Origin of the sequence: Mariniflexile fucanivorans (assembly GCF_004341235.1) — a bacterium.
GTDB classification, from domain to species: domain Bacteria; phylum Bacteroidota; class Bacteroidia; order Flavobacteriales; family Flavobacteriaceae; genus Mariniflexile; species Mariniflexile fucanivorans.
In genome coordinates this window covers 43,297-58,330 of the sequence record NZ_SLUP01000005.1, presented here as the reverse complement: position 1 = coordinate 58,330, position 15,034 = coordinate 43,297, and the positions used below count along the sequence as shown (strand labels likewise).

Annotated in this window: 7 protein-coding genes; 6 read left to right on the top strand and 1 reads right to left on the bottom strand. The window is 33.6% G+C overall.

All coding sequences use genetic code 11. From position 1 onward, the window contains the following. Positions 1 to 170 precede the first annotated feature (170 nt). Positions 171 to 3,764, bottom strand: coding sequence for a pectinesterase family protein (locus EV196_RS11025; RefSeq protein ID WP_132217820.1), 3,594 nt, complete (start codon positions 3,762 to 3,764; stop codon positions 171 to 173). Between the two features lie 793 nt (positions 3,765 to 4,557). Here EV196_RS11025 and EV196_RS11020 point away from each other — a divergent pair. From EV196_RS11020 to EV196_RS10995, 6 genes are all read left to right on the top strand, one after another. After that, the gene (locus EV196_RS11020; RefSeq protein ID WP_132217819.1) at positions 4,558 to 7,815 is read left to right on the top strand and encodes a SusC/RagA family TonB-linked outer membrane protein; all 3,258 of its coding nucleotides are present in this window, start codon (positions 4,558 to 4,560) and stop codon (positions 7,813 to 7,815) included. A gap of 23 nt (positions 7,816 to 7,838) precedes the next feature. Next, entirely contained in the window at positions 7,839 to 9,617 is a 1,779-nt protein-coding gene (locus EV196_RS11015; RefSeq protein WP_132217818.1) for a RagB/SusD family nutrient uptake outer membrane protein, read from the top strand. A 28-nt stretch (positions 9,618 to 9,645) separates the two neighbouring features. Beyond that, complete coding sequence (locus EV196_RS11010; protein WP_243652226.1) at positions 9,646 to 11,190, top strand: DUF5123 domain-containing protein; 1,545 nt, start codon at positions 9,646 to 9,648, stop codon at positions 11,188 to 11,190. Positions 11,191 to 11,307: 117 nt separating this feature from the next. Further along, positions 11,308 to 12,738 carry a glycoside hydrolase family 28 protein gene (locus EV196_RS11005; protein ID WP_132217816.1) on the top strand — a complete coding sequence of 477 codons (1,431 nt, stop codon included), beginning with the start codon at positions 11,308 to 11,310 and terminating at the stop codon, positions 12,736 to 12,738. 16 nt (positions 12,739 to 12,754) lie between these two features. Next, a complete protein-coding gene (locus tag EV196_RS11000) occupies positions 12,755 to 13,771 on the top strand; it encodes a DUF4861 family protein (protein ID WP_132217815.1) in 1,017 nt (338 codons plus the stop codon). A gap of 7 nt (positions 13,772 to 13,778) precedes the next feature. Further along, positions 13,779 to 15,023, top strand: a complete 1,245-nt coding sequence (locus EV196_RS10995) for a glycoside hydrolase family 88/105 protein (protein WP_132217814.1) — start codon at positions 13,779 to 13,781, stop codon at positions 15,021 to 15,023. Positions 15,024 to 15,034: the final 11 nt, after the last annotated feature.

Genomic DNA, 15,034 nt, shown 5'->3' with positions numbered 1-15,034 from the left:
AGTTTTAAGTTAATTGATTACAGTTACTGTAATCGATTACCAAATATATAAAAATATTTTTTATAAATAGTATTTTTTTGAAGTTTGGTATGTTAAAAGATGTGTTTGAGAATTATCAAAAAAAGGCTATCTGTTAAGATAACCTTTTTTAAAAATAAATCTGAAAAGTACTAGTGAGCTATTAATTTAACTGTCTTTTTTCCATCGGCATCTTTAATTTTTACAATAAATAGACCGTTTATAAAATCGAAGTTAGTATCGTTTTTTGTTGCTATAGATTTAACCAAAGCTCCTGTAATATTATAGATATTAATTTGAGTATTTGATTTTACATTTGAAATATAAACTTTACCACCATACGCCGCTAAATTTACTTTTGAGGATGTTTTAATAATATCATCAACACTCAAACTGTTTAATTCTGCAATAGGATCCCAATTATCATTTCCTTTAGTGAAATTGAAGGTTGTTATGGGCGTACCATCTGTTAATTGATCTTGCGAAAGTATTGTAGACCAAGCAGCACGACTTGCTGAATTATTTTCTCCAGAAAGTTCCATAGTACTGCGTTCATACATATAAGGAGATGTGCCTCCCAATGTGTTATTCCAGCCAACAGGGACTATTAAAGACTGACCAACATTATCTGGATAAGTTGATGCATCAATGGTTGTTTCAAAAAATACCACTTCACTAGTATTTGGGCTCCAAGGACGCCCAAAATAGCCTGGTTTAGACCCATTAATGGAAGCTGTTTCAATACCAGGGACAGGTGATTTTACATGACACTGATACATTAAATAACCTCTGCCGCTACTTTGTTGCGCCGCCGTAATATAGGCAACATCACTATTTGAATCACTCGTATTTAAAACTAAATCTGTTTTATAGAATACAGCATTCATAGCTCCAAATAGATAATCAACAGCACCCATCACAGCGCCTTTATAAATCACAACTCTTGCTGGAGCAGCACCATAAAAAGAATCTTGACGACCAATAACACGACAATTGTTTAGAACTACCTTATCTGCAGAAGCAGCAATTCCTATAGCCGCAGCTTGTGTAACATAACCAGCAGAACGATCTTGAACGGATATATTACCATAATTTGTTGGTCTTATAGGGTCACCTCCTTTAGGTTGTACCTCGTCTTGTGATTCTTTCAAAGAAATATATTGATTAAATGAGTTTTCCAATATAATATCTTCAGCAGTAAATCCAGTTGATTCTACAACTACCGTAGCATTCCAGTATGAAGAACCACCACCAGTTCCTTCTTGGTTCACATATTCAGTATAACCATTTGCCGTGTTAACAGCTAACACATCGGCATGCCATTTATTATCGGTTCCTTGGCTAAAGAAGTTATACTTTTGACCATAATAAGAAGTAATCCTTACAGCATTTGCATCAATATCAATACCTTTATTTAAAAGCGCAATACTTGGCGATGAAGCTGCATTTTTTAAAGTAACATTTGGACTGCTAATTACGAGCATTTCTTCGTAATTGCCCGGATCTATCAATACAGTAACTCGTTCATTACTTGGGCGATCCATTCTTGAGATAGCATTCAATGCTTCATTAATTGTTTGATAGTCTTTACCAGTACCAACTGTAATAGTAGCAGAATAAGGGACTATTTGTAAAACTTTAATAGACACAAAATATGATGAACCTCCTGTAGTTAAAGTTACCATACCGTCAGATACACCTGGATATACATATTTAGTTGTTATTCTGGTGCTTGTGCTATTTGAGGTGTTGTTAATTGTTGCTCCACCATCAATGGAATAGTTAGATTGGTAATAATCAGTTATCAATAATTTATCACCTACCTGCACGGGAATAGAAATAGTAGCCCCAGAGCTAGCAAGTAAATCTCCATTCGATAGGCCTCTTACATTCACACTTCCTGTAAATAAAAGTCCCTTGTAAGCCGTAGCTGCGGTGATACTTCTATCTTTAAAAACCCATTCTGTAATTGGTTTAAATGCCAAATCTTTTGAAGTGTTTGAACCAGCTATAGTCAAGTTGGAAGTTAATGCCATTTCAATAGCGTATTCATCCAATCCACTATAACTTACACTGTAAGCACCATCTCTTAAAACTACCGCATTAGCATCAGTGAAATTGTAAGAATAGCCAGTTTCGTTTAAATTTTTAAAAGTCAAACTCAATTTGCTTTTCTGGGTTGCATTTAAATCAGGTGTGTTTATTGTTACATTATATACAGGTTTTGGGGTAAAGTTAATATCGGCAGATTGAGCACCAGTTATAGTAATAGTATTTGCTAAAATCTCGTAATCATTAACACCTTGTGCGGAAATTGTATATTCCACATTAGCTTCTAAATCTACAGAATAGGTTGAAGCTCCAGTGTTTATTGAAACAATAGGGTTGTAAATTTTATTAGCAAGGGGATCTGGTGTATAACTTAATACTAGGTTTGAAAGATCGGATAATCCTGTAATATTTCCACTAACCGTGAATAAATCAACTTGAAGAACAGTAACATCAAAATTTGTAGTAGTCTCTGTTGCATTCAAAGTTAAGGCACTTGCAATAACATAACCGTTAGCATCTCCTAAACTTACTGTATAGGTATATTCTACAGGTAAATTGATAGTATATGTGCCACTAGATACTACTGCAGACCAAGTTTTGCCAGCTTCATTAGTAAAATTAATTGAATATCCAGAAGGAATACCAGGAGCATTGGTTTCATTAACATTCCCAGTTAATGATACATATTGTGCTGCCTTTCTATAAACTCTAAAGTAGCTTGGTTTTCCAACAACATCTGTTATATGATAGAGTCCTGCAGATTTTGCAACCAATTTAACAGTAGTTTCAGCAGCGGGTACCTCTATTATATCTGTTTGTGCCAAAGGATCTGCTACATATTTAAAATGATATATTCCACCACCATCTGTTCTTGTTTCAAGAGTAACTTCATCATCTTCATTTAAATTCAAGGTTAAATATCTATTTACATTACCTCCAGAATTCACATACAATCTACCAGTAAATTTTGTAGAACTTGCAATGTTTTCATCCCATCTGGTAACATTTAAATTCGATGTTCTAAGTCTATCACTAGTTGTACTATTAGTAACATAACCAAAATCGCCAGCTGTAAACGAAGGAAGATTTCTCCCCGATTGTCCTGGTATTTGAGGTGTAGTATATGTATAAAATGAGTTTATAACAGACTCTGTTAACATATTATTATATAACACGGGATCTAATTGTTGTGCCCCAAAATCCCAAACATCCGTCTTAGTTATTAAAACCATCTCATGGGTTACATCAATGATGGGTGTATATGCGTTAGCACCAATAAAAGTGAAATATAATGTAATGGCACCACCAGTATAAGTAAATTCATAATAGCCTGTTTTATCAATTGCCACCAATACATTTTGGCTGCCTAAGTCATTACCCCCAAGGGTTGAGCCTCCGTTCATGGTTCCTGCGCTATATACAGAACCATAAAAACGAATGGTATTTTTTCCTTCAGCAACATCAACTTCTAGCGAGTTATTGTTTTTGAATACAACACCATAACCCGTACTGTGGTATTGTGTAGTTGCCGCCTGTGTTCTTAGTTTACCATCTGGACTAGTTGTTTGGGTAATTGGATTGCTATTATTAAAAGTAGATCCATCTCTCAAGTCATAAGAGGTTGTCGTTTGTCCTTTTACTATAACTGAAAACAGCAATAGGGGAATCATTAATAAAAAAGAAAGTTTTTTCATGAGTTTATTTAGTTTAGTTATAATTCGATTTTTTTATTTTTCAAAAAAATTAGTAATAGGTAATTGATTATTGAATTATTTATTAGGAATTCAGAAGAAGGGCAATCGATTAAAATTATATAATTTACAAAATTGTAATCGATTGCTCAAATTTAGTGTTAAAATTTTATTTACCAAGTTTTTTGAAATTATTTTTATTTGTCTCTTGTTGATAATTAATAGTTTAAATTTTTTGATCTTTTTATTTATATGATTTCAAAATTTAAGTTTTTATCTATTTTATTTTGAGGTGAAAAAATCTTAAGTAAGTAATTAATTTTAGTTAAATTTTTAATTATGCTCTAATTTTAATGAAAGGCAGCTATGCTTAAGCTCTGACTCTGTGTTAATTTTGTAGTTTTATTTAGCGGGTAATACAAGAAAATAGAATTCATTTAATTCAGAAGAACTTATTATTAAAATCAATAAATAGTTAAAACTATCTGATGTTAAATTGTAAAATTAAAGAAAAATAGAAAAACACATTAATCATTTTTCAGGTTCAATCCATGTTAATTTACTCAAATAATTTGGTTGCAAAGTTTTTTTTTATATATTTGCGTAATCGATTACATTTAGATGTTGTTAATATTTTGTTTTGATTGATAATTCTTTAAATGTGTTCATGTGGTGCTTTTAATTTAATTAAAAGCAATATAAAATGTAAATGTATTTGTGATATGACTTAAGAGGTTAGCTTAAAGCAAATATTAACTGCTAAACATACTATTATTAACAACTAAATAAACTATTTATGACAAACCATTCATTATTTGATTATCTTTTATCGTTTCCTAAAGGGCGAGAAAAAATTAATCTCTATAAAAAGGCTTTTTCAGCTTTAATTATAGGTGCGTTTTTGCTAATTGCAAATAATTTACAAGCACAAAGCAAAACAATAAGCGGAGTAATAACCGATGGTGATCTAGGAGGTCCACTACCTGGAGCTACCGTTCTTGTTAAAGGTACTACAAATGGTACTTCTACAGATTTCGATGGAAATTTCACCTTAAGCAATGTTAATACAAATGCTACTTTGGTAGTTTCATATGTTGGTTACACCTCTCAAGAACTTAAAGTTGCAGGTAAAAGCAGCATAAACATAATTTTAAAACCAGATTTAGAAGCATTAGATGAAGTTGTGGTGATTGGTTATGGAACTGCAAAAAAATCAGATTTAACTGGATCGGTAGCTTCAATTGGAGGTGGGGATTTACAAAAACAATCTATTGCCAGTGTGTCTGAAGCTTTAACAGGTCGTTTAGCAGGTGTACAGGTAACCTCTTCTGAGGGTTCGCCAGATGCCGAAGTCAACATTAGAATTCGTGGAGGAGGGTCGTTAACTCAAGATAGCTCACCATTAGTAATTGTAGATGGTTTTCCTGTAAACAGTTTAAGTGACGTAACTCCTTCTGATATTGAAACCATTACGGTTTTAAAAGACGCTTCTTCAACAGCTATTTATGGTTCAAGAGGTGCTTATGGAGTTATTATTGTAACAACCAAAAGCGGAAAAGACGGTAAAATGTCTGTAAATTTCAATATGTTCTATGGCGTGTCTAAAATAGCAGAAACAATTGATGTGCTAAATCCTAGTGATTTTGTAAAATGGCAATATGAGTACGCTTTGCTTAGAGACCGAGTAGAGACTTACGAAAGTATATTTGGACTTTGGCAAGATGCAGACCAATATAATGGGTTAAAAGGGAACAACTGGCAAAAACAAATTTATGGCAAAATGGGAGAGACCCAAAGCCGTGACCTTGGCATTCGAGGAGGTTCTGAAAAAATCAATTATAATTTCAATTATGCTCATTATGATGCTAAAGGCATCATGGTTGGTTCTGATTATAAAAGAGACAATATATCATTATCCTTAAAAAGTAAGGCTAGTGAGAAAATAGATTTGTCCTTCACATTACGATACTCAGATACTGAAATTAATGGGGGTGGTGCTAATGAACAAAATGAGGTTTCTTCTGCAGATTCTCGTTATAAGCACGTAGTTGGATATTCGCCAATACCGCTTCCAGGTTTAACTACAGACAATACAGATGAGGCATTATCTTCTTATTTGGTAAATCCTTTTGTGGCTGTAGCAGATAACCAACGCCAACAACTTAGAAAAAATTTCAATATGCTTGGTAGTTTTTCATGGAAAATTATTGATAACCTTCAATACAAAATGGATTTAGGTTTGGATAACCGAAATGACTTAGACTATCGTTTTTATGGTCGTTCCACATACTATGCAAGCAACAGACCATCTGCAGAAAACCAAGGGTTGCCATCCATACTTATCAGTGATGAAAAAAGAGAGAGTTTTAGAAATGCAAATACTCTTAACTATGATTTTAAGAAATTATTGGGTGATGACCATGGTTTAAAACTCCTTATTGGTGAAGAAATGATTTTTTCAACAAGAAATGAACTAACAACTGAAATACAAGGGCTTCCAAAATTCTTTGATTTTAGTACTTCCCAAAAGCTTACCTCACAAGGTACACCTATTTCTGTAGATAACTTTTACAGTCCAAATGATAGATTATTGTCCTTTTTTGGTCGTGTGAATTATGATTATAAAAATCGTTATCTACTTACTGCTACCTATCGCGCCGATGGATCCAGTAAATTCATAGGAGATAATGTTTGGGGATATTTTCCATCTGCAGCAGTAGCATGGAAAGTTTCAGAAGAAAGCTTCTTAAAGGATGTTTCTTGGTTAGACTTGTTAAAAGTTAGGGTAAGTTACGGTGAAGCAGGAAATAATAATATTCCATCAGGTCAAACTGTACAAAGCTTTCAATCGAGCACTACTACATATATTAACGGTGTAGCAAATTATTGGGCAGCGTCAAAAGTTTTAGCAAACCCAGATTTAAAATGGGAAACTATGGTTACTCAAAATATTGGTTTAGACTTCGATTTATTTAAGGGTCGTGTTAGTGGTTCTGTAGAAGCTTATAAAAACCTCACAAGTGATCTTTTAATCAATTTCCCTGTTCCAGGAACAGGCTATGATACCCAATACAGAAACATGGGTGAAAATCAAAACACAGGTATAGAAGCTTCTTTAAGTATTGCCGCTATACAAAAAGCCGATTATGGGCTAAATTTTGCTTTCAACATAGGGGTTAATAAGAACAAAGTAAATTCACTTGGTTTACTAGAAGATTTTGGGGCTAACACAAACTGGGCATCTTCACAAATAGGAAATGACTATATTATAAATGTAGGGCAATCATTAGGTGTTATGTACGGTTACAAGAGTGATGGTCGCTATGAGGTATCAGATTTTGATTACAACACAACCACAGGTGCTTATACTTTAAAATCTGGTGTTGCCAATAATAGTGGTATTGTTGGAGTTCCAAGACCTGGAAATATGAAATTGAAAGATATAACTGGGGATGGAGTGGTAGATGTAAATGACAATACTATTATTGGGAATGCGCTTCCAAAACATACAGGGGGTATGACTATTAATGCCAATGCTTATGGTTTTGATCTTTCTGCAGCTTTTAATTGGAGTGTTGGGAATGATGTGTATAATGCTAATAAAATTGAGTATACTACTTCTAATAATAACGGGCAATATAGAAATTTAAGCTCTATTATGGTAGATGGCAATAGATGGACAAATTTAGATGTTGCTACTGGAACTTTAGTAACAGAGCCTACTCAATTAGCAGCACTTAACGCAAACACTACCATGTGGTCACCTTATTCTACCAATTATGTTTTTAGTGATTGGGCAGTAGAAGATGCTTCTTTTTTAAGATTGAATACTTTAACTTTAGGTTATTCAGCTCCAGAGTTAATCACTTCCAAAATGGGACTTTCTAAACTAAGATTGTATGTTACGGCTAATAATGTATTCATTATTACAAACTATTCAGGGTTAGATCCAGAGGTTTCTACAAGAAGAAAAACACCTTTAACACCTGGGGTAGATTATTCGGCATTTCCAAGAAGTAGATCTTTGGTTTTGGGTCTAAACCTTAACTTTTAATTAATCATTTATTAAAAAATAAAATGAAAAAAATACTCATAATAATTATTGGAATAACAACAGGTCTTTTTACCTCTTGTCAGGAAGACTTTTTAGAAGCACCAGCAAAATCAACCTTAGACGAATCTATAATTTTTTCCAATGCTGGATTAGCTAAAGGTGCCGTAGATGGAATAAAAGAGCCATTTGGTCAAACAAACTCATATAGAGGACGTTTTATACCTTTTTATGGTTTTAATACAGATGCAGAATGGAACCTTAACTCAGATAAAGAGAATGATGCACAGGCAGATCTTATGATTTATGATGCGAAACCAAACAATTCGCAAATGAATACTGAGAACAATGCTTGGTCGCAAATGTACACAGGTATTGAACGTGCAAATATATGTATTAGAGGTTTACGAACTTTTGGCAACCCAGAACCTGGGACAGAACTAGGGCAGTTGTTAGGAGAAGCTTTAACTTTAAGAGCTATTTATTATGCCGATTTAATGAAAGCTTGGGGTGATGTTCCTGCGCGTTTTGAACCTATAAACTCAGAAACTTTATACATCGCAAAATCAAGTCGCGATATTATTTACAAGCAACTTATTGCCGATTTGGGAGAAGCTTCAACATTGGTCGCATGGCCTAACGAAACCTCTTCTACTACAACAGTAGAACGTATCAATAAAGCCTTTGTAAAAGGGTTTAGAGCACGTTTAGCAATGGTTGCCAGTGGCTTTCAACAATATCCGGACGCTGTTAGAAGAAGTACTGATCCAGAACTTTCTGTCGCTGCGATGTACCAATTAGCACTTAGTGAATGTCGAGATGTTATTAATAGTGGAAAAGCTTCATTAGAACCATCTTTTCAAGACTTTTGGATGAAATATAACCAAGAAAATCTTACCGCTGGTGGTGAATCGCTTTGGGAAATACCTTTTGCAGACGGACGTGGTCGTGTGTTATTTTCGTTTGCAGTAAGACACAATGGATCAGATCAATATACAGCGCAACCAAGAGGAGGTAATGCAGGTCCATTACCAAACTTATTTTACGATTATGACGAAACGGATTCTCGCAGAGATGTAAGTTGTGTGCCTTATGGTTGGGGAACTCCAATAAATGGTATTGCAAAACAAGAATTAGTAAACTCCTATACCTGGTATTTTGGAAAATACAGATATGAATGGATGAAACGATTTGTAACTTCAACAAATGATGATGGTGTTAATTTTATGTATATGCGCTATTCTGAAGTACTTCTTATAGCTGCCGAGGCTGCTAATGAATTGGAAGGGCCAGCATCAGCAGCTCCTTATCTAAGAGAAATTCGTAATAGAGCATTTGCCCCAGCAGACCGACCTATAAAAGTAGATGCTTACTTCAATACCCTAACAACAAAACAAAGCATGTTCGATGCTATTGTAAAAGAACATAAATTTGAATTTGTTGGCGAAATGACTCGTAAACAAGCCCTTATTCGTTGGAATTTACTTGGTTCAAATTTAGCAGAAGCAAAAGTTAAAATGGCGAATTTAAAAAATCGTACAGGTGATTATGCCGATGTCCCTACTACATTATATTATAAATATAAGGCAGACAATGAAACCCTGGAAATTTATGGTTTGAATAGAGGAGAAACCACAGATCCAGGTCCAGAATACACTGCTAAAACTTGGAATGCGTTAACGGATATCAAAGTGAATTCGCTTTTCAAAACAGGTGTAAATCCAGATAATAGACAATTTTGGCCTATTTGGCAAGTATTTATAGACGGAAGTAATGGTAAATTGGTCAACGATTATAACTATTAAGAATTTAAAATATTTAAAATAAGTTATTATGAAAACAAAATATATAATAAAAGCATTGTTTATACTATGCCTAACATTTGCCATTACTAGTTGTGGTTATGATGAAGAGGTGATTAATGATCTGGACGTAAACAGAGCATTTGCTCCTGTTGCACTAACTGCAAACATTAGAAATCAAACTACTGTAGAATTGAATTGGACCGTTCGCCCAAATATATCTAAATATCTTGTAGAGTTTAGTGCAGACGACCCAAATTTTACTTCTATTTTTAAAACAGTTGAAGTAATACCATCTCAATTACCAATCCAAGTTGCTTTAGAAGGTGAAACAGTGTATTCTATTAGAGTTAAAGCTATAAGTTCAATTGGTTTGGAAGACTCTACATGGGCCATTGAAACTGCCACAACTTTAACGGAGCAAATTATGTTGCCATTTGAACCAGGTGATGTTGCCGCAACTAAAGTTACTTTTCGATGGGTTGCAAACAGTAATGTCACTCAACTTGTTCTTCAGCCAGGTGATATAACCCATATTATAACCGCTCAAGAAAAAACAGATGGGATAGCAACCGTAACAGGATTGACTGGTGAAACTGCCTATACAGCTAAATTATTCAATTCAGCCAAAATTAGAGGAACAGCAGCCTTTACTACTGGAATTGATGTAGGGGATAATACTTTGGTATTACCTACTGATGATTTATTTCAAATGATTGCTGATGCTGCACCTGGAGATATTTTATTATTAGAACAAGGCGATTACACTTCACAGACCGGTACAATAACTTTAGATAAATCGATTACTATACAAGGGTTAAGAAGAGATTTTAAGCCATCGTTAAAAGTTAGTTTCTCAATAGTTACTGGTGCCGCCAATGTTAGTCTAATTGATTTAAATTTAACAGGAGACACACCTTCAATGATCATTGATGTTGTTAGATATTCAGATGTTGGTAATTATAATTCATTATTGATCAGTGGTTGTAATATTCACGATTATGATCGATCTTTCATAGCGGGTAACGTTACCGATGCTATTGTGCAATCTCTTACAGTTGAAGACTGCATTGCTACCAATATTTTAACTAATGGAGGTGATTTTATCGATTTCAGAAATTCAGATGTTTTAAATGTTAATGTTAATACAAGTACCTTTAATAATTGTGCGCCTGGTCGTGATTTTTTTAGGTTAGACGATGCAGGAACATCAACTCAAAAAGGAGTAGTATGTAACGTACTTCTAGATAGATGTACTCTATATGGCTGTTCAAATACAGACGATAGAATTTTATATGTAAGATTCCAAACAAATAAAATTACTGTTACAAATAATTTATTTGCTGAAACATCGGCATATTACTCAAATCAAAGTAAAACAGACCCGACACCTACATTTTCGAAAAATAATTATTATAATGCTCCAGCATTCTATGCTACTAGTACCGTGTTTGATAGTACTACTACATACACAACACTTAATCCTGGTTTTACAAATGCAGCAGGTGGAAACTTTACCATTTCAAACCAAACTTTAAAAGACAATAATGTGGGAGATCCACGTTGGAGACTTTAATAAGTACACATACATAGATTATAATAATTGAAAAGGGGTATGTGGTTTTGCATACCTCTTTCAATATAATCTTAAAACAAAATTTCAATAAATTGCCATCAAAATAATATGATTCTTATGAAAATAAACAAGCCTTATTCAGTATATTCTTTTATTTGTTTTTCCTTAGTTGCAGTGCTTTTTAATGCTTGTAAAACTAAAGAGAATTCAGTAAAAGAAGCAGATGTTTTTGATGAAGCCGACAAAATCATAAGCTCAATAAAAGATATTGAATTCCCTAACAGCACTTATAATATTGTTGATTTTGGTGCAATTTCAGATGGAGTAACTAATAATAGCGAAGCCATTAAAAAAGCTATTGCGACTTGTAGTGAAGCTGGTGGAGGTAAAGTTATCATTCCTTCTGGTCGTTTTTTAACGGGACCCATTCATTTGAAAAGCAATATTAATCTTCATTTGGAAGAAGGAGCAGAAGTCCTTTTTTCAACTGAAAAAAAAGATTATTTACCCGTTGTTCACACATCGTATGAAGGTCAAGAATTAATGAATTATTCACCATTAATTTATGCTTACAAACAAAAGAACATTGCAGTAACAGGTAAAGGAATTTTTAATGGTCAAGCTAGCAATACTAATTGGTGGCCTTGGTGCAGTAAAGAAGAATACGGATACATAGAAGGCACGCCTCAGCAAAAAGATGAGCATAACTTACCACGTTTATGGGCTATGTCTGAAAATAATACGCCCGTTTCCGAACGTGTTTTTGGAGAAGGTTATCAATTACGTCCTTCTTTTATTCAACCTTTTGATTGTGAAAATGTATTAATACAAGGTGTTACGTTTACAAACGCACCGTTTTGGGTAATACATCCTATAAAATGTAATTATGTTAGGGTAGAAGGAGTAACTGTAAAAAGTCATGGACCAAATAATGATGGTTGCGATCCAGAATACTCAAAAAATGTACATATAAATAAATGTGTTTTTGATACTGGTGATGATTGTATTGCTATCAAATCTGGTAGAAACAACGATGGTAGAGTGGTTAATATTCCAAGTGAAAATATTGTGGTTGAAAATTGCAATATGAAAGATGGTCATGGAGGCGTAGTAATGGGCAGTGAAATTTCGGCAGGTGTAAGAAATGTGTACGTTAGAGATTGCAAAATGAATAGTCCGGAGTTAGACCGAGCTATCCGCATTAAAACAAATACCTTGAGAGGTGGCTTTGTAGAGAATGTGTACGTTAAAAACATTGAGGTAGGTCAAGTAAAAGAATCCCTTTTAAGAATTAATTTATATTACGCTATCTACGGTCCGCAAGAAGGCAATTTTATGCCATCTGTTAAAAACATTCATTTACAAGATATTAAAGTTGAAAATGGTGGAAAATATGGTGTCTTAATAAAAGGCAGACCAGAAAGTTTTGTAAAAAACGTAACGTTTACAAACGTTCATATTGAAAATGCAGAAACACCGTTGTCGGTAGAAAATTGTGAACCTATCCTATATAAGAACACAACAATAAACGGTAAACAATATAATTAAAAAGTAATAGTATATTATGAAAAACATAGTCATTATAACCCTATTTATTTTTACTCTTTTTTCTTGTAAAGAGAAAAAAACAGATAGTATTAAAAACACACTAAATGATAATGTAGAAGTAAAATTAGCTCACAAAACTTATGCTGAAATTTCTATTGCTCAAGGCGGGGATTGGGTTGATGGTTCAAGAGGACATAAAGAATATAGTGCTGGAACGTCTTTTAAAAATGTAGATGAACTTCAAGTTCCTTCAGAACATACAGACCATACTTGGTTTTTACGCTATGAAGGTCCAGGTTGGGAAAATAACCAAATTGGTTATCGTTTATATCTAGATTGGAGAAATGCCATAGATATTTTTGGAAAAAAAGTAGATTCTTTAGTGCTTCCTTATGTTGGACAAGATGGGTTTGATTCATATCATGAACCTTCACCTTGGGGTCAGGATATTCTAAAAGCAGGGAAATCTATGGGAATTGGCAGTTTTGGGCGTATAGTTGCAGATACTGTGGTTCATTTTCAAAGTGTAAAAAACACCTTTGCGAAAATTGATAATACAGATAATAATTCATCTGTGAACATTCGTTATCAGGGTTGGGAATCGGGAAACGAAAGTATCGATTTAAACACAAAACTAACCATTTATCCTCAAGACAGATATACCAAATCAGAACTAACACCATCCAAAGAAATTGCGGGTATTTGTACAGGGATTGTTAAATTTAAAGAAATTCCACTTATAAAAAAAGAAGAAAAAAAATGGGCATATATAGCCACTTATGGAAAACAGACTTTAGCAAGTCCACCAGACAATTTAGGAATGGCGTTATTTTACAATCTTGAGGATGTAGCTGAACAAAAAACAGGAGTTGATGACCACTTAGTAATTTTTAAACCAACAATTAAACCCATAACGTACTATTTTTTAGGTGCATGGGAACAAGAGCAAAATGGTATTAAAACCCAAGAAGCTTTTATTCAAGATTTAAATACTAAGTTAGAAGCATTAGATAATACGAACATTTTAAAATAATATTTTAATGAAAAATTCTATAAAACAAATAGTACCATTTGCTATAGCTTTAGTTTTATTAACTACAGCTTGCAAAAATGCTAAAGAAAATGAAAAAGTAGTTGATACTAAAACTATAGAAAATATTGTTCCAGAAAACTTAAAATGGTCTGAACGTATGATGCTTTCTGAAATTGAACGTTTTCCAGAGGCAACAAAACTTGATTTTTCAGATAAACCTCGTTGGACCTATACACCAGGTTTAGTGTTAAGTGCATGTGCAAGGGTTTACGAGCAAACAAATAATCAAAAATATTACGATTATATTTATGATTATGCTAATACACTCATTGATAGTACAGGAACTATTGATACTTATAAACTATCAAATCAAAACCTAGACATGATTAAGTCTGGCGACGTGTTATTGTTTTTATATCCAAAAACAAAAGAAGATCGTTTTTTAAAGGCTATGGAAACTTTAAATGCTCAGTTGGAATCTCAGCCAAAAACATCGGATGGCGGTTATTGGCATAAAAAAATCTACCCTAATCAAATGTGGTTAGACGGTTTGTACATGGCAGAACCTTTTCATACACATTATGCAAGAGATTATGTAAATGACCCTGTTAAAACGGAAAAAATTTATAACGATGTTGTTTTGCAATTCGATTTAATACAGAAACACAGCAAAGACGAGAAAACAGGTTTACTTTACCACGGTTGGGATGAAAGTAAAGAGCAAAAATGGGCAAATAAAGAAACTGGAAATTCTCAACATTTCTGGTCACGAGGTATGGGGTGGTACGGAATGGCTATGGTAGATGTGCTGGATTTTTTACCTGAAAATCACCCAGGTCGTGAAAAAATCATAAAATATTTGAATCAATATGCTGAAGCCATAACTAATGTACAAGACGAGTCTGGTTTATGGTGGCAAGTTTTAGACCAAGGTAACAGAGAAGGAAACTATTTAGAAGCTACAGGAACTTCTATGTTTACCTATACATTTGCTAAAGGTGTTCGTAAAGGCTATTTGCCAGAAAAATTTTTAGAAGTTGCAAATAAAGCATATACTGGTCTTATAGATAATTTAATATCAGTTGAAGAAAACGGTATAGTAAACCTTAATAAATGTTGTGCCGTTGCCGGTTTGGGTGGAAATCCATATAGAGATGGTTCTTATGAATATTATACAAATGAACCTATCCGATCTAACGACCCAAAAGGAACGGGACCTTTCATTATGGCAAGTTTAGAATTAAATAAGTAACTAAATAGGTT

Bases quoted from the DNA above. Each gene is read 5' to 3' on its own strand.
- EV196_RS11000 (WP_132217815.1), top strand. From the start codon at position 12,755: ATGAAAAACATAGTCATTATAACCCTATTTATTTTTACTCTTTTTTCT.
- EV196_RS10995 (WP_132217814.1), top strand. From the start codon at position 13,779: ATGAAAAATTCTATAAAACAAATAGTACCATTTGCTATAGCTTTAGTT.
- EV196_RS11025 (WP_132217820.1), bottom strand. From the start codon at position 3,764: ATGAAAAAACTTTCTTTTTTATTAATGATTCCCCTATTGCTGTTTTCA.
- EV196_RS11010 (WP_243652226.1), top strand. From the start codon at position 9,646: ATGAAAACAAAATATATAATAAAAGCATTGTTTATACTATGCCTAACA.
- EV196_RS11005 (WP_132217816.1), top strand. From the start codon at position 11,308: ATGAAAATAAACAAGCCTTATTCAGTATATTCTTTTATTTGTTTTTCC.
- EV196_RS11020 (WP_132217819.1), top strand. From the start codon at position 4,558: ATGACAAACCATTCATTATTTGATTATCTTTTATCGTTTCCTAAAGGG.
- EV196_RS11015 (WP_132217818.1), top strand. From the start codon at position 7,839: ATGAAAAAAATACTCATAATAATTATTGGAATAACAACAGGTCTTTTT.